General features: G+C 70.2%; 18 protein-coding genes. 11 read left to right on the plus strand and 7 right to left on the minus strand.

Going from position 1 to position 19,451, the window contains the following annotated elements:
• Window positions 1–437, plus strand: a 437-nt coding sequence (locus ACPXB1_RS29270; RefSeq protein WP_425736068.1) for an IS30 family transposase, incomplete at its 5' end; no start/stop codon positions are given.
• 66 nt (window positions 438–503) lie between these two features.
• On the opposite strand, the gene pgl is transcribed toward ACPXB1_RS29270, so the two are convergent.
• From pgl to tkt, 6 genes are all read right to left on the minus strand, one after another.
• Window positions 504–1,274: a 6-phosphogluconolactonase gene (gene pgl, locus ACPXB1_RS29275; RefSeq protein ID WP_425736069.1), complete on the minus strand. Its 771-nt coding sequence runs from the start codon at window positions 1,272–1,274 to the stop codon at window positions 504–506.
• 127 nt (window positions 1,275–1,401) lie between these two features.
• The gene (locus tag ACPXB1_RS29280) at window positions 1,402–2,415 is read right to left on the minus strand and encodes a glucose-6-phosphate dehydrogenase assembly protein OpcA (RefSeq protein ID WP_355594356.1); all 1,014 of its coding nucleotides are present in this window, start codon (window positions 2,413–2,415) and stop codon (window positions 1,402–1,404) included.
• A gap of 22 nt (window positions 2,416–2,437) precedes the next feature.
• The gene (gene zwf, locus ACPXB1_RS29285) at window positions 2,438–3,988 is read right to left on the minus strand and encodes a glucose-6-phosphate dehydrogenase (RefSeq protein ID WP_355594358.1); all 1,551 of its coding nucleotides are present in this window, start codon (window positions 3,986–3,988) and stop codon (window positions 2,438–2,440) included.
• A gap of 2 nt (window positions 3,989–3,990) precedes the next feature.
• The gene (locus tag ACPXB1_RS29290; RefSeq protein ID WP_425736070.1) at window positions 3,991–5,640 is read right to left on the minus strand and encodes a glucose-6-phosphate isomerase; all 1,650 of its coding nucleotides are present in this window, start codon (window positions 5,638–5,640) and stop codon (window positions 3,991–3,993) included.
• A 67-nt stretch (window positions 5,641–5,707) separates the two neighbouring features.
• Window positions 5,708–6,910, minus strand: a complete 1,203-nt coding sequence (gene tal / locus ACPXB1_RS29295; protein WP_355594362.1) for a transaldolase — start codon at window positions 6,908–6,910, stop codon at window positions 5,708–5,710.
• A 15-nt stretch (window positions 6,911–6,925) separates the two neighbouring features.
• Window positions 6,926–9,064 carry a transketolase gene (gene tkt / locus ACPXB1_RS29300; protein WP_355594364.1) on the minus strand — a complete coding sequence of 713 codons (2,139 nt, stop codon included), beginning with the start codon at window positions 9,062–9,064 and terminating at the stop codon, window positions 6,926–6,928.
• Between the two features lie 262 nt (window positions 9,065–9,326).
• Between tkt and ACPXB1_RS29305 the strand changes: the two genes are divergently transcribed.
• Window positions 9,327–10,280, plus strand: coding sequence for a heme o synthase (locus ACPXB1_RS29305; RefSeq protein ID WP_355594366.1), 954 nt, complete (start codon window positions 9,327–9,329; stop codon window positions 10,278–10,280).
• 326 nt (window positions 10,281–10,606) lie between these two features.
• Window positions 10,607–10,942, plus strand: a complete 336-nt coding sequence (locus ACPXB1_RS29310) for a hypothetical protein (RefSeq protein ID WP_355594368.1) — start codon at window positions 10,607–10,609, stop codon at window positions 10,940–10,942.
• A 388-nt stretch (window positions 10,943–11,330) separates the two neighbouring features.
• On the opposite strand, the gene ACPXB1_RS29315 is transcribed toward ACPXB1_RS29310, so the two are convergent.
• Window positions 11,331–12,293 (minus strand): COX15/CtaA family protein, encoded by a 963-nt coding sequence (locus ACPXB1_RS29315; protein ID WP_355594370.1) that lies wholly within the window; start codon window positions 12,291–12,293, stop codon window positions 11,331–11,333.
• A 98-nt stretch (window positions 12,294–12,391) separates the two neighbouring features.
• Here ACPXB1_RS29315 and ACPXB1_RS29320 point away from each other — a divergent pair, with 98 nt between their 5' ends.
• The 8 genes from ACPXB1_RS29320 (at window position 12,392) to ACPXB1_RS29355 (ending at window position 19,334) form a co-directional block, all read left to right on the plus strand.
• A complete protein-coding gene (locus ACPXB1_RS29320; protein ID WP_425736071.1) occupies window positions 12,392–13,171 on the plus strand; it encodes a helix-turn-helix transcriptional regulator in 780 nt (259 codons plus the stop codon).
• Window positions 13,168–14,598 carry a Fe-S cluster assembly protein SufB gene (gene sufB / locus ACPXB1_RS29325; RefSeq protein ID WP_355594372.1) on the plus strand — a complete coding sequence of 477 codons (1,431 nt, stop codon included), beginning with the start codon at window positions 13,168–13,170 and terminating at the stop codon, window positions 14,596–14,598. The genes ACPXB1_RS29320 and sufB overlap by 4 nt, the downstream gene beginning before the upstream one ends.
• 128 nt (window positions 14,599–14,726) lie before the next feature.
• The gene (gene sufD / locus ACPXB1_RS29330) at window positions 14,727–15,878 is read left to right on the plus strand and encodes a Fe-S cluster assembly protein SufD (protein WP_355632296.1); all 1,152 of its coding nucleotides are present in this window, start codon (window positions 14,727–14,729) and stop codon (window positions 15,876–15,878) included.
• The gene (locus tag ACPXB1_RS29335) at window positions 15,878–16,204 is read left to right on the plus strand and encodes a non-heme iron oxygenase ferredoxin subunit (protein ID WP_279518066.1); all 327 of its coding nucleotides are present in this window, start codon (window positions 15,878–15,880) and stop codon (window positions 16,202–16,204) included. The genes sufD and ACPXB1_RS29335 overlap by 1 nt, the downstream gene beginning before the upstream one ends.
• Window positions 16,204–16,977, plus strand: coding sequence for a Fe-S cluster assembly ATPase SufC (gene sufC / locus ACPXB1_RS29340; RefSeq protein WP_355594376.1), 774 nt, complete (start codon window positions 16,204–16,206; stop codon window positions 16,975–16,977). The genes ACPXB1_RS29335 and sufC overlap by 1 nt, the downstream gene beginning before the upstream one ends.
• A 20-nt stretch (window positions 16,978–16,997) precedes the next feature.
• The gene (locus ACPXB1_RS29345; RefSeq protein ID WP_355594378.1) at window positions 16,998–18,302 is read left to right on the plus strand and encodes a cysteine desulfurase; all 1,305 of its coding nucleotides are present in this window, start codon (window positions 16,998–17,000) and stop codon (window positions 18,300–18,302) included.
• Between the two features lie 2 nt (window positions 18,303–18,304).
• Window positions 18,305–18,778 (plus strand): Fe-S cluster assembly sulfur transfer protein SufU, encoded by a 474-nt coding sequence (sufU, locus tag ACPXB1_RS29350; RefSeq protein ID WP_355594538.1) that lies wholly within the window; start codon window positions 18,305–18,307, stop codon window positions 18,776–18,778.
• A 76-nt stretch (window positions 18,779–18,854) separates the two neighbouring features.
• Entirely contained in the window at window positions 18,855–19,334 is a 480-nt protein-coding gene (locus ACPXB1_RS29355; RefSeq protein ID WP_355594380.1) for a metal-sulfur cluster assembly factor, read from the plus strand.
• The last annotated feature ends 117 nt before the right edge of the window (window positions 19,335–19,451 follow it).

Here is a 19,451-nt window from a genome sequence, read left to right on the forward strand (position 1 = left end):
GCAAGGACAACGGCTCCGCCATCGGCACACTTGTCGAACGCTCCACCCGCTACGTCCTGCTCGTGCACCTGGGCGCCGGCCGCAGCGCCGACCGCGTCCGCGACGGCCTGCTCACCGCCATGGCCACCCTGCCACAACATCTGAAACGGTCTCTGACCTGGGACCAAGGCATCGAAATGGCGATGCACCACCAGTTCAGCATCACCGCGCAGATGCCGGTCTACTTCTGCGACCCGCACTCACCCTGGCAACGCGGCTCCAACGAGAACACCAACGGACTGCTACGCCAGTACTTCCCCAAAGGCACCGACCTAGCCGTCCACGGCCCCGACCACCTCGCCACCGTCGCCGCCGAACTCAACGGCCGCCCACGCAAAACGCTCGGCTGGGATACCCCAGCCGAGCGCCTCGCTAAGCTCCTAGCCGTCACCGACTAGCCAACGTGTTGCAACGACCCCTTGAAACCGCCCGCCCAGGCGCTAATAAGGGGCCCTTCCTTTCACTTAGCGCAGGCTGCGCAGGCGTGCCGGCACGTCGGCGGCTGCCGCCCGGTCGAGCAGCCAGCGGGTCTGGTGCACGCCGTGCACACCGGCGGCCGGCAGCTGCACCGGCCCGGCGCCGGCCAGCGCCATACCCACCGCGCGTGCCTTGTCCGCGCCACCGGCCACCAGCCAGACCTCCTCGGCCGTGTTGATCGCCGAAAGGGTGAGCGTGGTCCGCACCGGCGGCGGCTTCGGGCTGCCCCGCACCGCGCTGACCGGCCGGGTCTCGTAATGCACGGGATGCCCCGGAAAGACCGATGCGACGTGACCGTCCTCCCCGACGCCGAGCATCAACACGTCGAAGTGCGGCAGCGTGGCGTGCCCCGGCCGGGTGGCGCGAGCCAGCTCCTCGGCGTACCCGGCGGCGGCAGCCTCCGGGTCGTTGCCGGCCGGGCCGTCGGACGCCGGCATGGGATGCACCCGGGCCGGGTCCAGCGGAACCACGTCCAGCAGCGCGGCGCGGGCCTGGGTCTCGTTGCGCTCCGGGTCGCCGGCGGGCAGGAACCGCTCGTCGCCCCACCACACGTCGACCCGTGACCAGTCCACCGCGTCGCGGGCCGGCAACTGCCCGACAGCCCGGTATACGGCCGCCGCGATCCGGCCACCGGTGAGCACCACAGCGGCCTCACCCCTGTCGGCCTGGGCGTCGAGCAGCTTCACCAGCAGCCGGGCCGCCACGGCCTGCGCCAGCATGTCGGCGTCGGCGTGGACGGCGACACTCGCCTCACTCATCGGTTGTGCCTTCGTTTCCCGACCGCGCACGGCGGTCGCTGTCGCATCGTGCCGGGGCGGGCTGCCCCGGAAGTGCCGGGGCGGGCGCCGGGGACGTCCCGGCCCCGCCCCGCTGACGTGACCCGGCTCAGCGCTCGCTCGTGCCGCTGTGCGCGGTCACCCCGGCCTCGGCGCGCCGGGCGGTGGCCGGATCCTTCCAGACGTGCACCCGCTGCGGAGAACGCTGCTCCAGCCCACGCAGCCCCACCGTGGCGCCCAGCGCCTCCGCGTACACCTGGTCGGCGTCGAGCCGACGCAGCTCCTCGGCCAGTTCGTCACCGAGCGGCCGACGGACGAGAGGCAGCGTCCGGTCGTCCTGGCCCGTCCGCCGGAACACCGCCATGCTGTCCTCGCGGGTGAGCGTCAGACGGTCGCCGTTGGCGCAGGTCAACTGCACCTCCCGCATCCGGGGGAACTCGTTGGTGTCCACCCGGGCCGGCTGGATGCCGAGCCGGCTGGACAGCCAGCCCGACATCAGCTCCGCAGTCGGGTCGGTCGGCGGCGCGACAATGGTCGCCTCGGTGACCTTCGCCTGGGTGGTGTCGAACGCGCCGGCAACGAGGGTCCGCCACGGGGTGATCCGCGTCCACGCCAGGTCGGTGTCACCAGGCGCGTAGTCGTGGGCCCGCTGCCGCAGGGCGGCGATCGGATCCGCCGCCTGCGCGCTGTCGGTGATCCGCCGGTCGGCGACCACGCCGAGGAAGTCGGTGGCGATCTCCGCCGGAGGCGGACCGTGCCACCAGGTCACCACAGGTACGTCAGGCACCAGCAGGGGCATCACCACCGACTCGGCGTGCAGGGCGAGCCGCCCGTACATCCGGGTGACGACAGCCTCGCACGGGCCGAGCCGGCCGCCGACCACGATCTCCGCGTCCAGCCGGTTGCGTTCCCGCTCGATGTCGGAGCGGACCACCACCAGCAGCCGGCACGGGTGGGCTGCGGCGGCGATCGTCGCCGCAGCCTCTGCCTCCCGTACCCGCTTCTCGTCGACCACCACGATGAGGGTGAGCGCCATGCCACTGGCCACACCGCCGGCGCTGCGCCGTTCGGCGGCGAGCGCCTTGACCACCTCGTTGCCGGTGGTGTCCCACAGCCCGATCACTGGAGCCTCCTGGTCTGCTCGCTCACGCGCGTCGCCATGCCCGGCCCTCGCGGGCCAACATCTCGTCGGCTGCCCGCGGCCCCCATTCACCAGCGCGGTAAGGCTCCGGCGTCGTGCCCGCCCAGGCGTGCTCCAGCGGGTCGATCACCTGCCAGCTCTGCTCGACCTCGGCCGCGTCGGGGAACAGCGTGCGGTCGCCGATCAGCACGTCCAGCACCAGCCGCTCGTACGCCTCGGGGCTGGACTCGGTGAACGCCTCGCCGTACTGGAAGTCCATCGCGATGTCGCGGACCTCCATCGTGGTGCCCGGCACCTTCGAGCCGAACTTGAGCACCACACCCTCGTCGGGCTGCACCCGGATCACCAACTGGTTGTTGCCCAGCGACTCCATGTCGGCGTCGTTGAACGGCAGGTGCGGCGCCTTCTTGAACATGATGGCGACCTCGGTGACGCGCCGGGGCAGTCGCTTGCCGGCCCGGATGTAGAACGGCACCTCGGCCCACCGGCGGTTCTGGATGCCCAGCCGCACCGCCACGTACGTCTCCGTGGTGGAGTCGCTGGGGACGTCCTGCTCTTCCAGGTAGCCGACAGCGCGTTCGCCGCCCACCCAGCCCGGCAGGTACTGGCCGCGCACGGTGTCCCGGGCCACGTCCTTCGGCAGGGTGATCGCCTTGAGCACCTTCAGCTTCTCGGCCCGGATCTCGTCGGCGTCGAAGCTTGTCGGCTCCTCCATGGCCACCAGGGCGAGAAGCTGGAGCAGGTGGTTCTGCAGCACGTCGCGGGCGGTGCCGACGGTGTCGTAGAAGCCGGCGCGGGTGCCGATGCCGACGTCCTCGGCCATTGTGATCTGCACCGAGTCGACGTACTTGGAATTCCACAGCGGCTCGAACAGGTTGTTGGCGAACCGCAGGGCGAGGATGTTCTGGACCGTCTCCTTGCCCAGGTAGTGGTCGATCCGGAAGACGTCCTGCCTGGTGAACACGTCGTCGACCAGGTCGTTGAGCGCCTTGGCCGACGGCAGGTCGTTGCCGAACGGCTTCTCCACCACCACGCGGCGCCAGCCGCCGGACTTGTCGTTGTCGGCCATTCCGGTGCGGGCCAGCTGCTTGAGTACGACGGGGAACGCGGCGGGAGGGATGGAGAAGTAGAACGCCGCGTTGCCGGTGATGCCGTGGGTCTGCCGCAGGCCGTCAAGCGTGGACGCGAGCTGGTCGAAGGCGGCATCGTCGTCGAACGACCCGCCCACGAACTTGATGTTGCCGGCCAGCCGTGCCCACACCTCGTCCCGCCACGGCGTACGGGCGTGCTTGCGGGCCGCCTCGCACGCGAGGGTCTCGAAGTCGCCGTCACCCCAGTCGCGCCGGGCGAAGCCGAGCACCACGAAGCCGGGTGGCAGCAGACCTCGGTTGGCCAGGTCGTAGACGGCCGGAAGCAGCTTCTTGCGGGCCAGGTCGCCGGTCACCCCGAAGATCACCAGAGCGCACGGCTCGGGGATCCGGGGCAACCGGCGGTCCTGCGGGTCGCGCAGCGGATTCACGCTGCCTTCTCGCTCCGCGTCTGTCACATCGTCCATCCTCACGTGCGCAGCTCACCGGCCGCGTCGAGCAGTTGGGCGACGCCGGCCGCCCGGTCGGTCAGGTGCAGCCGCAGCACCGGGCGCTCCCGGCCCGCGAGGGCCTTCCGGTCGCCGGCGGCCTGCGCCGCCTGCAACTCCCCGAAGGTGTACGGCTTGCCGGGCACCGCCAGGTCCTCGGCGACCGCGCCGGTCACCTGTAGGTAGCTGCCCACCTGCGGGCCGCCCTTGTGGTACTGGCCGGTGGAGTGCAGGAACCGCGGCCCCCAACCGAATGTGACAGGCCGGCCGGCCGCCTCGGCCAGCAGCGGCCGCAGCCGGGCCGCGTCGGCGTCGGCGAAGCGGTCCAGGTACGCCATCACGGCCAGGTAGCCGTCCTCGCCCAGCCCGTCCAGCAGCCAGCGCAGCACGCCGGCCAGGTTGTCCGGGGCGCCCTGCGGCGCGTACACCTCGATCGCGCCCTCGGTGAACGACGGCGACTCCGCCGGCAGACCCGAGGCCAGGATCTTGTTGGTGTTCTCCTTGGACTCGGTGACGTTCGGCTGGTTGAACGGGTCGATGCCGAGCACCACGCCGGCCACGGCGGTGGCGTACTCCCAGGCCAGGAACTGCGCGCCGAGCGGGCCGTTGACGGCCACGTCCGGGTTGGCGCCGCCGCCGGGCATGTCACCGGCGGCAAGCGCGCCGCCGTAGCTCACCGTCAGCACGTCCGGCCCGGTGGCGCCGGGGCTCTGCGGCGACTCCACCACCACCGGCAGGATGCCCACCCCGGCCTTGCCCGTCGACTCGGCGATCAGCTGCTCGGCCCAGTCGCCGAGCCCGTCGATGCCGGTGCCGTCGGACACCAGGGCCACCTTGTCACGGGCCAGCGTCGCTGCGGCGCCCAGCGCGGCGCCAAGCGCCAGCGCCGGATTGTCGCGGTCCCCGTCGAGCGACTGCGCGAGCGCGTCGGCCTGGTCGAGGAGTTCGGCGACCTCGACCCCGGCCAGCGCGGAGGGGACCAGCCCGAACGCGGTGAGCGCGGAGTACCGGCCGCCCACGTTCGGGTCGGCGAGCACTGTGAACGCGCCCATCTCGCTGGCGGTGGTCGCCAGCGGGGAACCCGGGTCGGTGACGATGACGAAGTGTCGACCGGCCTCCGCCTCGCTCATCCCGGCGTCCAGGAACGCCTGCCAGTAGGCACGCCGGTGGCTGTCGGTCTCCACAGTCGAACCGGACTTGCTGGCCACCACCACGACGGTGCGCTCCAGCCGGTCACCGAGGGCCGCCCGGACCTGGCCCGGGTCGGTGGTGTCCAGCACGGTAAGCGGCCGGCCCAGGGTCCGGGTGATCACCTCGGGGGCCAGCGACGAGCCACCCATTCCGGCGAGGACCACGTGGTCCAGGTCGGCCAGCTCCGCGGTCAGCTCGGCCAGCTGCGTCAGCAGCTCCCGGCTGTGCCGGTGGGTGTCCACCCAGCCGAGCCGGATCTTCGCCTCGGCCTCGGCGTCCGGACCCCACAGGCCGGCGTCCTTCGCCGCCAACCTGCCCGGGACGCCAGCCTTTACCAGCGCGTCCCGGGTCGAGGCGGGCGCTGACTTGTCAACGGCGTCCGCGCCGTACACGGCCAGACCACCGGCGGCCTCCACGGGCCCGTCGAGAAGGTTACTCATGCCGCCACTCCGCTTCGCTGCGTGCCGTCATGAGGCACATTCGCACTGAGCCTGCTGATTCGCTCGCTCATGCGTTACCACCGGCCTTCTCTGCGGCCTTGGCGTTGCCCTTGGCGGCCTTGTTCGGCGCGCCCTTGCCCTTCGCCGCAGCCTCCAGCGACTTGCGGACGCCGTCGAGCAGCTCCTGCCAGCTGGCCTCGAACTTCTCCACGCCCTCGCGCTCCAGGGTGGCGATCACGTCGGCCATGTCCACCCCCACCGACTCCAGGTCCGCGAAGACGGCGCGGGCCGCGTCGTAGGCGCCGGTGATGGTGTCCGCGCGGGTCTCACCATGATCGGCGTACGCGTGGATGACCGGCTCCGGCATGGTGTTGACAGTGCCGGGGGCGATCAGCTCCTCGACGTAGATGACGTCGCGGTAGTCCGGGTTCTTCGTCGAGGTGGACGCCCACAGGGGCCGCTGCGGGTGCGCGCCGGCGGCGGCGAGGGCCTTCCACCGGTCGGAGGAGAACACCTCGCTGTACCGCTCGTACGCCAGCTGGGCGTTGGCGACGGCTGCGCGCCCCTTCAGTCCCAGCGCGCGCTCTTTGCCTGCGCTGTCGGCGGCCTTGTCGGCCATCCGATCCAATCTCTTGTCGACCTCGGAGTCGACGCGGGAGACGAAGAACGACGCCACCGAGCCGATGGTGGACAGATCGTGGCCGTTGGCCTTGGCCTGCTCCAGACCGGCCAGGAACGCCTCCATGACCGCCGAGTAGCGGTCCAGGCCGAAGATCAGCGTGACGTTGACGCTGATGCCCTCGGCGAGCGTGGCGGTGATCGCCGGCAGCCCCGCCTCGGTGGCCGGGATCTTGATGAACAGGTTGGGCCGGTCGACAAGCCACCACAGCGCCTTCGCCTCGGCGACCGTCTTGTCGCTGTCGTGCGCCAGGCGGGGGTCCACCTCGATGGAGACCCGGCCGTCGACACCGTCGCTCGCGTCGTACGACGGGCGCATCACGTCGCACGCCCACCGCACGTCGTACGTGGTGAGCATGCGTACCGATTCCTCGACGTCAACGCCACGGACGGCGAGGTCGTGCAACTGCCAGTTGTACTCGTCGGCGTCGCTCAACGCCTTCGCGAAGATCGTCGGGTTGGTGGTCACCCCCGCGACGTGCTGCTCCCGCCGGAGCTTGTCCAACCCGCCGGAGCTGAGTCGTACCCGGGACAGATCATCGAGCCACACCGCCACACCGGCGGCGGTGAGTTCACTCAATTTGTCAGTCATGCCGTCCACGCTCCCTCAGTTGCCGGTCGTGAAACCGGTGATGTCGCCCACCCGGGCCAGCGAGGCGTGAGCCGCCGCCACGATCCGGTCGGGGGTGAACCCGAATTGCTCGAAGAGCACGGTGTGCGGGGCGCTCGCGCCGTAGTGCTCCAGGCTGACGCTCTCGCCGAGGTCACCGACGACGCCGCGCCAGGACATGGCGATGCCCGCCTCCACGCTCACCCGTGCCTTTACCCCGCGGGGGAGGACCGACTCCCGGTAGGCCTCATCCTGCTCGTAGAACCACTCCTGGCAGGGCATCGACACGACCCGGGTGGGGGTGCCGTCGGCCTCCAGCCGCTCCCGGGCGGTCAGGCAGAGCTGCACCTCGGAACCGGTGCCGACGATGATCACCTGCGGCTTGCCGTTGGACGCCTCGGCCAGCACGTAGCCACCCTTGGCCACGCCGTCCGCGCTGCCCAGGACGTCGCGGTCCAGGGTCGGCAGCGGCTGGCGACTCAGGGCCAGGGCGGTCGGCCGGTCGGTGTGCTCCAGCGCCATCCGCCACGCCCAGGCGGTCTCGTTGGCGTCCGCCGGGCGGACCACGTCCAGGCCGGGGATGGCGCGCAGCGCGGTCAGGTGCTCCACCGGCTGGTGGGTCGGGCCGTCCTCGCCCAGGCCGATCGAGTCGTGCGTCCAGACGTACGTCACCGGCAGCTTCATCAACGCGGCCAGCCGCACCGACGGCCGCATGTAGTCGCTGAACACCAGGAACGTGCCGCCGTACGGGCGGGTGCCACCGTGCAGGGCGATGCCGTTGAGGATCGCGCCCATTGCGTGCTCACGGATGCCGAAGTGCAGCGTGCGGCCGTACTCGTGGCCCGGGAAGTCCTTGGTGGCGTGCGCGGCCGGGATGAACGACGGCTCGCCCTTCATCGTGGTGTTGTTGCTCTCGGCCAGGTCGGCCGAGCCGCCCCAGAGCTCCGGCAGCACCGGTGCGAGGGCCTCCAGCACCTTGCCCGACGCGGCCCGGGTGGCCACGCCCTTGGCGTCGGCGGGGAAGGTGGGCAGCGCGTCGGCCCAGCCGTCGGGCAGCACCCGGCCGGCCATCCGCTCGTAGAGTGCCGCGCGCTCCGGGTTGGCCTTCTTCCAGGCGTCGAACGCGGTGGTCCACTCCTGCTGCGCGTCGGAGCCACGGCCCATCACCTGCCGGGCGTGGCCGAGCACCTCCTCGTCGACCTGGAAGGTCTGCTCCGCGTCGAAGCCGAGGATCTCCTTGGTGGCCTTCACCTCGTCGGCGCCGAGCGCCGAGCCGTGGATCTTGCCGGTGTTCTGCTTGTTGGGCGCCGGCCAGCCGATGATCGTGCGCAGCGCGATGAAGGAGGGGCGCCCGGTCTCGGCCTTCGCCGCCACCAGCGCCCGGTGCAGGGCCTCGGCGTCCTCGTGGTACTCACCCTGGTCGGCGTCACCACTGCGCCAGTCGACGGTCTGCACGTGCCAGCCGTACGCCTCGTAGCGGGCGGCCACGTCCTCGCTCTTGGCGATCCGGGTGTCGTCCTCGATCGAGATCTCGTTGTCGTCGTAGATCACCGTGAGGTTGCCCAGCTGCTGGTGCCCGGCCAGAGCGCTGGCCTCGTGGCTGATGCCCTCCTCGATGTCACCGTCGGAGACGATGCACCAGATGTCGTGGTCGAAGACCGACGTGCCGGGCTCGGCCTCCGGGTCGAACAGGCCGCGCTCGCGGCGGGCCGCCATGGCCATGCCGACGGCGTTGCCGAGGCCCTGCCCGAGCGGGCCGGTGGTGGTCTCCACTCCGGGCGTGTGGCCGTGCTCGGGGTGACCCGGGGTGAGCGAGCCCCACTGCCGCAGCGACTTCAGGTCATCGAGGCTCAGCGGGTAACCGGACAGGAAGAGCTGGATGTAGAGGGTCAGGCTGGAGTGCCCGGCGGAGAGCACGAACCGGTCGCGGCCCGGCCAGTTCGGGTCGGCCGGGTTGTGTCGCATCACCCGGTTGAAGAGAAGGTAAGCAGCAGGTGCCAGGCTCATCGCGGTGCCCGGGTGACCGTTGCCGGATTTCTCCACGGCATCCATGGCCAGCACGCGGACGGTGTCGACAGCCCGGCGATCGAGGTCGGACCAGTTGAGTTCGGAATGCGCGGGTCGGTTGGCAGCCACGATGGTTGTGCTCCTCGGCAGATGGGCGGAACCCTCACTGATGACCCTATCGAGCGCCCCTAAACGCCCGCCCGGGGATCTCTGCATGCTGTGCAATACGTGGCGCAGCGCGATTCGTTCAACCCCTGTGGTGTGACGGCCCGCACCGTTGTCGGGTCGGCCGGGCAGCCAAAACGACGACGCGTAGTGTGTGGGGCGGTGTGCAGGCCCGCAGCGGGCCAGCCAAACCGATCCCCGTGCCGATGCCGGAAGGTGGCAATCCGTGAGCATGATCACCGAGCGCCCCGCGAGCAACCCCGCCGGGCAACCCCCGGTGCGCTCGGTCGAGCGTCCGGTGGCCCGGCGGGACGTGCGCGCGGTCGTCTCGGCGTACGTGTCGCTCACCAAGCCGCGGATCGTGGAGCTGCTGCTGGTCACGACCGTCCCGGCGATGATGCTCGCCGAGGGGGGCCTGCCGTCGCTGTGGCTGATGGCAGTGGTGCTGATCGGCGGCTCGCTCGCCGCCGGCGCGGCGAGCGTGCTCAACTGCTACATCGACCGGGACATCGACCAGTTGATGCGCCGCACCAAGCGGCGACCGCTGCCGGCGCACACAGTGTCCCCGCGCAGCGCGCTGGTCTTCGGTCTGGTGCTGGCGGCGATCTCGATCGCGTTGATGGCGGTGTTCACGAATCTGCTCGCCGCAGCGCTGACCCTCGCCGCGATCGTCTACTACGACGTCGTCTACACGATGTGGCTCAAGCGCTCGACCCCGACAAACACGTTCTGGGGTGGCGCCTGCGGGGCGGCTCCGGTGCTGATCGGGTGGGCGGCGGTGACCGGCTCCCTGGCGCCTGCCGCGTGGGGGCTGTTCGCTGTGGTCTTCTTCTGGCAGATGCCGCACTTCTACCCCCTCGCGATGAAGTACAAGGACGACTACGCGCGGGCCGGCATCCCGATGCTGCCCGTTGTGGCGTCCACCCGCCGGGTGAACGCCGAGATCCTGATCTTCGCCTGGCTCACGGTGCTCACCTCCCTGGCCGTCTGGCCGCTGGGGCTCAGCGCGATCTACGGCGTGCCTACCCTCGTGGTGGGCGCCATCTTCATCGTCGAGGCGCACCGGCTCTGCCGCCGGGCGACCCGGGGCGAGGCGATCAAGCCGATGCGGCTGTTCCACTGGTCGACGACGTACCTGACGATCGTCTTCGTGGCCGTCGCCCTCGACGCCCTCATCTGACGTTTCCCGCACCCGCACGGCCCGGCGGTGGCTCGTCCGGCCCGGCGGTGGCTCGTCCGGCCCGGCGGTGGCGGAATCCAGTGACTAATCATGGCGATGGATGAGTTGTCCAGGTTTAACGTCACATCAGAGTAACTTTCGTTATGAGTCGGATCGGCTCAACCTGTGGTGCCTCAGGGTTGATTTGACACGGCGTTTCGCCAGCAAAAGTCCGGATATAGGCGGGCAGTTGACCTGTGCTCTTACTTAAACCTGTAGGTAATTGGCATCACAAAAGCTTCATGGTTCTCGCCCGCACGAGTGGAACTCTGCTTAGGCTTCGCGTCATGGCAGATGGTTCCGATACGACGCTGACGGCCGAGCAGACCACCAGCGAGCAGGCGCCGCAGGGCTTGGTTGCGGGCCTCAGGTCGTTTGCCGCCGGGCACGGCGGCGCGAAGGCGGTCATCGAGTACGTCGGCAAGCGTGGCGCGCGAATCGTCCTCGTGGGCTCCGACGGTGCGTGGGGCGACCAGTTCGCCGACGACACCGTCACGGCTCGGGAGGCGTGCGCTCAGGCGGGAGTCACCGTCGAGAACGCCTGGGAGCGTGAACTGATGGACCAGATGCGGCCGAGCAACGACCTCTGGCGGTCGATGGCCCGACGCACGATGGCCCGCTGAAAATAGAAATCTGAAACTGACCGACCACCACAGTCGACCCGGGGGAAACCCCGGGTCGCTTTTTCGTCAGCCGTACCCCTGGCGCCGAAGCGCGCCGGGTGCGGCGCGCCAGGGCGGTGCTGACGGGTGCTACGCCAGGGCGGTGCGCCAGTCGGTGCCGGCGGGTGCCGTGTGGCAGGCGGCGCCGGCGGTGCGGTGCGTCGGGCGGGCTTCGGTGTGCTGGCGGGGCCAGCGGATGCAGTGGGCCACAGCCCAGCTCGACCCCGCAGCCAGCGGTCAGACCGGCCGATCCGTGGGAGATCCACTCGGGTTCCTTGAAACCGGGGCATCCACCTCACCCGGATGCCCCGTTTTCAAGGAAGGCGAGTCGATCAAGGCGTTTCGGCCGTCAGGCGGTGACGGGGACGGCTTCGGCCGGGGCGGCGGCCCGAGGGCTCGGCGCTTCGGCGGGGCGGCGCTCACGTGTCGACCACTGCATCGAGAGGGTGGCAAGCAGCACCAGGCAGGAGCCCAGCATGTGCGCGCCCACCAGGAGCGCCGGCACGTGGGTGAAGTACTGCACGAAGCCGATGACGCCCTGGGACAACTCCACCGCCAGTAGGACGATGGCGGCCCGGGTGGCCCCTGCCGCGCCGACCGCCCGGAACGCGAAGATCAACGCCACCGTCAGGCCGATCAGCAGGAAGACGACGTCGGCGTGGACCTGGGAGATCGACTCCGGGTCCAGCCCGTTGCGGGCCGCGCCGTGGTCCCCGGCGTGCGGGCCGCTGCCGGTGACCCAGGTGCCGACGACGAGCACGGCGACGCTGACGCCTGTGGTGAGCCGGGCCAGGGTGCGCAGCGGCGCAGGCACCACAGCCACCGTGGGGCCGTCCGGCTCGCCGATCCGCCGCCAGAGGGCGTACGCGGCGGAGATCACCGCCATCGAGGCGAGGAAGTGCAGGCCGACGACCCACGGGTTGAGGTTGGTGAGCACCGTGATGCCACCGATGACGGCCTGGGCGGGGATGCCAAGGAAGACGGCGACGGCCAGCGGAAGGAGCCCGCGTCGGCGCGGCCGGTGTGCCAGCACGGCCAGCAGGGTGAGCAGCGCGATCAGGCCCACCGCGAAGGTCAACAGCCGGTTGCCGAACTCGATCACCCCGTACACGCCCATCTCGGGCGTGGTGACGTACGAGTCCTCGGTGCACCGGGGCCAGGTGGGGCAGCCGAGGCCCGAGGCGGTCAGACGGACGGCCCCGCCGGTGACGACGATGCCGACGTTCGCGATGATCGAGGCGAGCGCGAGGCGGCGCAGCAGGGTGCCGGAGACCGGACGGGCGATTCGGTTCACGGCGCAAATCCTACGCACCGTAGTGATCGAGGTTCTTCCGACTCGGTGGGGTCGGTGGTTCGGATCACCGGGACCCGGGTTTGCGGCCCTCCGGGTAATTACGTAACGTTGGCGTTGTGAAAAACGCGGCGGCGCTCTCGGGGCAGCAGCCGACGGCCCCTGCGTCCGTCGGCGCGTCCGTCGTGACCACGCCTGGCGCACTCGCGGCGACCGAGATCTCCACCCGCGACCGGGTCACCCAGCTGCTGCTGGAGCGGGGCGCCACCACCGCCGCACAGCTCGGCATGGCGTTGGGCCTGAGCCCGGCGGCGATCCGCCGACACTTGGACGCGATGCTCGCCGACGGTGACGTCGTCGCCCGGGAGCAGACGGTGCGGGGCAGCCGCGGTCGGGGTCGCCCGGCCAAGGTGTTCCTGCTCACCGATGCGGCACGGGGTCGTTGCGGCACCCACCACTACGACAACATGGCCACCGCCGCGCTGCGCTGGATCGCCCGCAGCGGCGGCTCGGACGCCGTCGAGGCGTTCGCCACCGAGCAGGTGTCCGCCCTGGAGTCGCGGTGCCGCGCCGCCATGGAGGACGCCGGCGACGACCCCCTCGCGCGGGCGGAGGCACTCGCCGGAGCGCTCACCGCCGAGGGTTACGCTGCCAACGCGACCACGATCGCCTCCGGTGGCCAGCTCTGTCAGCACCATTGCCCGGTGGCGCATGTGGCCGCCGAGTTTCCCCAGCTGTGCGAGGCCGAGACCGCGGTGATCTCCCGCCTGGTCGGCACCCACGTGCAGCGCCTGGCCACCATCGCGCACGGCGACGGGGTGTGCACCACGCACATCCCGACCCAACCGAGCCGCGCACAATCCGGTAATCCCGTCACCACTGTGAGGACAGATAGATGACCGAGCAGATCGTCCAGCCCCTGACCCAGGAAGAGCAGCTCGCCGCCCTGGGTCGCTACGAGTACGGCTGGTCCGACCCGGACGCCGCCGGGGCGGTCGCCCAGCGCGGCATCAACGAGGCGGTGGTGCGGGACATCTCGGCCAAGAAGAACGAGCCGGCCTGGATGCTCGACCTGCGTCTGAAGGGTCTGCGGCTGTTCGGCCGCAAGCCGATGCCGGCCTGGGGCGCGGACCTCACCGGCATCGACTTCGACAACATCAAGTACTTCGTGCGGTCCACCGAGAAGCAGGCCACCAGCTGGGAGGACCTGCCCGAGGACATCAAGAACACCTACGACCGGCTGGGCATCCCGGAGGCGGAGAAGCAGCGGCTGGTCGCCGGCGTCGCGGCGCAGTACGAGTCCGAGGTCGTCTACCACAAGATCCGTGAGGACCTTGAGGAGCAGGGTGTCCTCTTCCTGGACACCGACACGGCGCTGCGCGAGCACGAGGACGTCTTCAAGGAGTACTTCGGCACGGTGATCCCGGTCGGCGACAACAAGTTCGCCGCGCTGAACACTTCCGTGTGGTCCGGTGGCTCGTTCATCTACGTGCCGAAGGGTGTGCACGTGGAGATCCCGCTGCAGGCCTACTTCCGGATCAACACGGAGAACATGGGCCAGTTCGAGCGGACGCTGATCATCGTCGACGAGGGTGCGTACGTGCACTACGTCGAGGGCTGCACCGCGCCGCTCTACTCCTCCGACTCGCTGCACAGCGCCGTCGTGGAGATCATCGTCAAGAAGAACGCACGCTGCCGCTACACGACCATCCAGAACTGGTCGAACAACGTCTACAACCTGGTCACCAAGCGCGCCGTCTGCCACGAGGGCGCGACCATGGAGTGGGTCGACGGCAACATCGGCTCCAAGGTGACGATGAAGTACCCGGCGGTCTACATGACCGGCGAGCACGCCAAGGGCGAGGTGCTCTCGGTGGCGATGGCCGGCGAGGGCCAGCACCAGGACGCGGGCGCCAAGATGGTGCACGCCGCGCCGCACACGTCCTCGACGATCATCTCCAAGTCGATCGCCCGGGGCGGCGGCCGCACCTCGTACCGGGGTCTGGTGCAGGTGCTTGAGGGTTCGCACCACAGCCGCAGCACTGTCAAGTGCGACGCGCTGCTGGTCGACACGATCTCCCGCTCGGACACCTACCCGTACGTCGACATCCGCGAGGACGACGTGGCGATGGGGCACGAGGCGACCGTCTCCAAGATCAGCGACGATCAGCTCTTCTACCTGATGAGCCGGGGTCTGAGCGAGGACGAGGCGATGGCCATGATCGTGCGTGGCTTCATCGAGCCGATCGCCAAGGAGCTCCCGATGGAGTACGCCCTGGAGCTCAACCGCCTGATCGAACTCCAGATGGAGGGCGCGGTCGGCTGACCCAGCCGGCAGATCCCGCCTGACCCGTCGGGCGAAACGCGGCCCCTGTCCGAGCCCTGCCCGGCGGGCCGGGCCGCGACCAACCCCGACCGACCCTCCGCTCAATCGCAGAACAGACCAAGGAAGACATGACTACCCAGGCTTCCGCGCCACCGCCCAGCACCAAGTCGCAGGCGCTGCGCTCGTACGACGTCGCCGACTTCCCGGCCCTCACCGGCCTGGAGGAGGAGTGGCGTTTCACCCCGCTCAAGCGCCTCCGCGGCCTGGCCACGGCTGACACCTCGGCCGCCACCGGTCGGGGCGTCACTGTGGAGCACCCGGACCTGCCGGCCGGGGTGTCGGTGCGGCTCGTCGAGCCGTCCGACGCCAGCGTCGCGTCGGTGCTGGTGCCTGTCGACCGGGTCAGCGCGCTGGCCCACGGCGGGGCGGCGCGGGTCGCGCTGGTCGAGGTGGCGGCCGAAGCAGTCGTGGCCGAGCCGGTGGTCGTGCGGCTGCTTGGCGCGTACCCCGAGGAGCTGTCCCTGGCCCGCACGCAGGTGCAGGTGGGCCGGTTCGCGGAGGCCACAGTCGTGTTCTCCCAGGAGGGCTCGGTCACGCTCGCCGACAACGTCGAGGTGACGGTCGCCGACGGGGCGAAGCTGACCCTTGTCACCGTCGCGGACTGGGCCGAGGACGCGGTGCAGGCGCAGCACCTCAAGATCAAGCTTGGTCGGGACGCCCGGGTGGTGCACGTCCAGGTCACCCTCGGCGGCAACCTCGTCCGGCAGTTCACAAGCGTGGAATACACCGGTCGCGGTGGCGAGGCGGAGCTGTACGGCGTCTACTTCGCCGACTCCGGCCAGCACCTCGAGCACCGGCAGTTGGTCGACCACAACGTGCCGGACTGCCGCAGCTACGTCGGCTACCGGGGCGCCCTGCAGGGCGAGGACGCGCGCACCGTCTGGGTGGGCGACGTGCTGATCCAGGCCGAGGCGACAGGCACCGACACGTACGAGATCAACCGGAACCTGCTGCTCACCGACGGCGCGCGGGCCGACTCCGTACCCAATCTGGAGATCGAGACCGGCGAGATCGCCGGCGCCGGTCACGCCAGCGCGACAGGCCGCTTCGACGACGAGCAGCTGTTCTACCTGATGGCCCGGGGCATCCCGGAGGGCGAGGCCCGCCGCCTGGTGGTCCGCGGCTTCTTCGCCGAGCTGATCAACAAGATTCCGGTGGAGTCGCTGCGTGAGCGCCTCGGCGACGCCATCGAGGCCCGGCTCACCAAGGCCGGCGCCTGATGATCCGGATCTGCTCCACCGAGGACGTGCCGAAGGGCACCGCGATCAGCGCGGACGTCGACGGCACCCCGATCGCGCTTGTGCACGGCGAGGACGGCGAGTTCTACGCCGCGTACGACGAGTGCTCGCACGCCGCTGTCGCCCTGTCCGAGGGTGAGGTCGACGGCTGCACGCTGGAGTGCTGGCTGCACGGCTCCCGCTTCGACCTGCGCACCGGCGAGCCCACCGGCCTGCCGGCCACCGAACCCGTACCCGTCTACCCCGTCGAAGTCCGCGACGGCGACATCTACCTCAGCCTGACGCCGAGTAATGGAGTGACCCGATAATGAGCACCCTGGAGATCCGCGACCTGAAGGTGTCGGTCAAGCTGCCCGAGGGTGAGCTCAAGCCGATCCTGGCCGGTGTCGACCTGACCGTGAAGTCCGGTGAGACCCACGCGATCATGGGGCCGAACGGCTCCGGCAAGTCCACCCTGGCGTACTCGATCGCCGGTCACCCCAAGTACGAGATCACCGGCGGCACCGTCACGCTCGACGGCGAGGACGTGCTGGCCATGACCGTCGACGAGCGGGCGCGCGCCGGCCTCTTCCTGGCCATGCAGTACCCGGTCGAGGTGCCCGGCGTCTCGGTGGCCAACTTCCTGCGTACCGCCAAGACCGCCATCGACGGCGAGGCGCCGAAGCTGCGCACCTGGGGCGGCGAGCTGCGCGGCGCCATGGAGCGCCTCCAGATGGACCCGGCGTTCGCCCAGCGCAACGTCAACGAGGGCTTCTCCGGTGGTGAGAAGAAGCGGCACGAGATCGTCCAGTTGGAGCTGCTCAAGCCGAAGATCGCGATTCTCGACGAGACCGACTCGGGCCTCGACGTGGACGCGCTGCGCGTGGTCAGCGAGGGCGTCAACCGGGTCCGCGACACCGGCGACACCGGCGTGCTGCTGATCACCCACTACACGCGGATCCTGCGCTACATCAAGCCGGACTTCGTGCACGTCTTCGTGGCCGGCCGGATCGTCGAGCAGGGCGGCCCGGAGTTGGCCGACAAGCTCGAAGCCGAGGGCTACGAGCGGTACGCCGCCGGAGCTGGCACGGCCCGGGCCTGACCGAGAGAGGCGCTGCCGAGATGACCAGCATCGCGATCCCCCAGGGGATGCCGCAGTACGACGACGAGCCGCGTTTCGACGTGGCCCGGGTACGCGCCGACTTCCCGATCCTGGAACGGGAGATCAACGGCCACCCGCTGGTCTACCTCGACAGCGCCAACACCTCGCACAAGCCCCGGCAGGTGCTCGACGTGCTCGCCGAGCACTACGCGCGGCACAACGCCAACGTGTCGCGCTCGGTGCACACCCTGGGCACCGAGGCCACCGAGGCGTACGAGGGCGCACGGGCCAAGATCGCCGCGTTCATCAACGCGCCGAGCCCGGACGAGGTGGTGTTCACCAAGAACTCCACCGAGGCGATCAACATCGTGGCGTACGCCTTTTCCAACGCCTCGCTGCGCCCCGACGGTGACCCCCGGTTCCGGCTCGGCCCCGGCGACGAGGTGGTGATCTCCGAGATGGAGCACCACTCGAACATCGTCCCGTGGCAGCTGCTCTGCGAGCGGACCGGCGCGACCCTGCGCTGGTTCCCGGTCACCGACCAGGGCCGGATCGACGAGTCGGGCCTTGACGACCTGGTCACCGAACGGACGAAGATCGTCTCGCTGGTGCACATGTCGAACATCCTGGGCACTGTCAACGCCACGTCCCGGATCACCGCGCGGGTCCGTGAGGTGGGCGCCCTGCTGCTGCTGGACTGCTCGCAGTCGGTGCCGCACCTGCCCATCGACGTGGTCGACCTGGACGCCGACTACATCGTGTTCACCGGGCACAAGATGTGCGGCCCCACCGGCATCGGCGTGCTCTGGGGCCGGGGTGAGCTGCTCGCGGCCATGCCGCCGGTGTTCGGCGGCGGCTCGATGATCGAGACGGTCACCATGGCGCGGTCGACGTTCGCCGCGCCGCCGGCCCGGTTCGAGGCGGGCACCCCGCCGATCGCCGAGGCGGTGACGCTCGGCGCGGCGGTGGACTACCTGACCGGGATCGGCATGCAGGCCATCCAGTGGCACGAGAAGGAGCTGACGGCGTACGCGCTGGACGCTCTCGGCTCGGTGCGTGACCTGCGGATCTTCGGCCCGACAGTGCCTGTCGGCCGGGGCGGCACCATCTCGTTCGCGCTCGGTGACGTGCACCCGCACGACGTGGGTCAGGTGCTCGACTCGCTCGGCGTGCAGGTGCGGGTGGGCCACCACTGTGCCAAGCCGGTGTGCAGCCGGTTCGGTGTCCCGGCGATGACCCGGGCCTCGTTCTACCTCTACACCACCACCGAGGAGATCGACGCTCTGGTGGCCGGTCTGGAGCAGGTGCGGAAGGTGTTCGACTGATGGTGCAGCTCGACCAGCTCTACCAGGAGATCATCCTGGATCATTACAAGCATCCGCACGGGCGTGGCCTGCGCGACGCCGACGACGCGGGTGACCGGGTCGCGGAGGCGCACCACGTCAACCCGACCTGCGGCGACGAGGTCACCGTCCGGGTGGCCACCGACGGCACCGTGCTGCACGACATCTCGTACGACGGGATGGGTTGCTCGATCAGCCAGGCCTCGGCGAGCGTGCTGCACGAGTTGCTGCGCGGCCGGGACGCCGGGGAAGCTTTCGAGGTGCACGAGGCGTTCGTCGAGTTGATGTCCGGTCGTGGTCAGGTCACGCCGGACGAGGACGTACTCGGTGACGGGGTGGCTTTCGCGGGTGTCGCCCGCTATCCCGCCCGGGTCAAGTGCGCGCTGCTGCCGTGGATGGCGTTCAAGGACGCCGCGGCACGCGCCGGTGTGGGCGCGAGCCCGGAGGTGAAGGCGTGAGCGACCGGCAGCGCGGGAATCACAGGTGCAAAGCGGTGGTGCCGGATGGCATCACGCAGCGAAGCGGAGGGACGGCATGAGCGAGAACACCGCTACCGCGGCGACGCCGGAGGCTGGTGACGCCACCGCGGCGCCGCAGACCGACGCGGTTACGACCGACGGTGCCGCGACGACCGACGGTGCCGCCACCTCGGGTGCCGGCGACGCCGCCGCCCCGACGGCCGGCGTCAGCAAGGCCATGATCGCCGACATCGAGGAGGCGATGAAGGACGTCGTCGACCCGGAGCTGGGCATCAACGTGGTCGACCTCGGTCTGGTGTACGGCGTGCACGTCGACGACGAGAACATCGCCACCCTGGACATGACGCTCACCTCGGCGGCCTGCCCGCTTACCGATGTGATCGAGGACCAGGCTCGGCAGGCGCTGACCACCGGCCCCGGCGGCGGCCTGGTCAACGACATCCGGATCAACTGGGTGTGGCTCCCGCCGTGGGGCCCCGACAAGATCACCGACGAGGGCCGGGACCAGCTCCGTTCCCTCGGCTTCAACGTCTGAGTCGACTCCGGTCGGCTCTGCCCGTCGAGCGCGATGCCCCCTGGGGCGGCGCGCGCGACGCGGTGCGCCCCCACCCGGGGGAAAAAACACGCCAAAACAACGCTAGTGGTGTGTGCG

The sequence above is a fragment of the Micromonospora sp. DT68 genome (genome assembly GCF_049847245.1).
In the GTDB taxonomy this organism is placed as follows: domain Bacteria; phylum Actinomycetota; class Actinomycetes; order Mycobacteriales; family Micromonosporaceae; genus Micromonospora; species Micromonospora profundi.

Excerpts from the sequence above, each read along its gene's own strand:
- sufC (WP_355594376.1), top strand. The coding sequence starts at position 16,204 with ATGAGCACCCTGGAGATCCGCGACCTGAAGGTGTCGGTCAAGCTGCCC.
- ACPXB1_RS29290 (WP_425736070.1), bottom strand. The coding sequence starts at position 5,640 with ATGAGTAACCTTCTCGACGGGCCCGTGGAGGCCGCCGGTGGTCTGGCC.
- ACPXB1_RS29345 (WP_355594378.1), top strand. The coding sequence starts at position 16,998 with ATGACCAGCATCGCGATCCCCCAGGGGATGCCGCAGTACGACGACGAG.
- sufB (WP_355594372.1), top strand. The coding sequence starts at position 13,168 with ATGACCGAGCAGATCGTCCAGCCCCTGACCCAGGAAGAGCAGCTCGCC.
- ACPXB1_RS29335 (WP_279518066.1), top strand. The coding sequence starts at position 15,878 with ATGATCCGGATCTGCTCCACCGAGGACGTGCCGAAGGGCACCGCGATC.
- zwf (WP_355594358.1), bottom strand. The coding sequence starts at position 3,988 with ATGGACGATGTGACAGACGCGGAGCGAGAAGGCAGCGTGAATCCGCTG.
- pgl (WP_425736069.1), bottom strand. The coding sequence starts at position 1,274 with ATGAGTGAGGCGAGTGTCGCCGTCCACGCCGACGCCGACATGCTGGCG.
- sufD (WP_355632296.1), top strand. The coding sequence starts at position 14,727 with ATGACTACCCAGGCTTCCGCGCCACCGCCCAGCACCAAGTCGCAGGCG.
- ACPXB1_RS29310 (WP_355594368.1), top strand. The coding sequence starts at position 10,607 with ATGGCAGATGGTTCCGATACGACGCTGACGGCCGAGCAGACCACCAGC.
- tal (WP_355594362.1), bottom strand. The coding sequence starts at position 6,910 with ATGACTGACAAATTGAGTGAACTCACCGCCGCCGGTGTGGCGGTGTGG.
- ACPXB1_RS29355 (WP_355594380.1), top strand. The coding sequence starts at position 18,855 with ATGAGCGAGAACACCGCTACCGCGGCGACGCCGGAGGCTGGTGACGCC.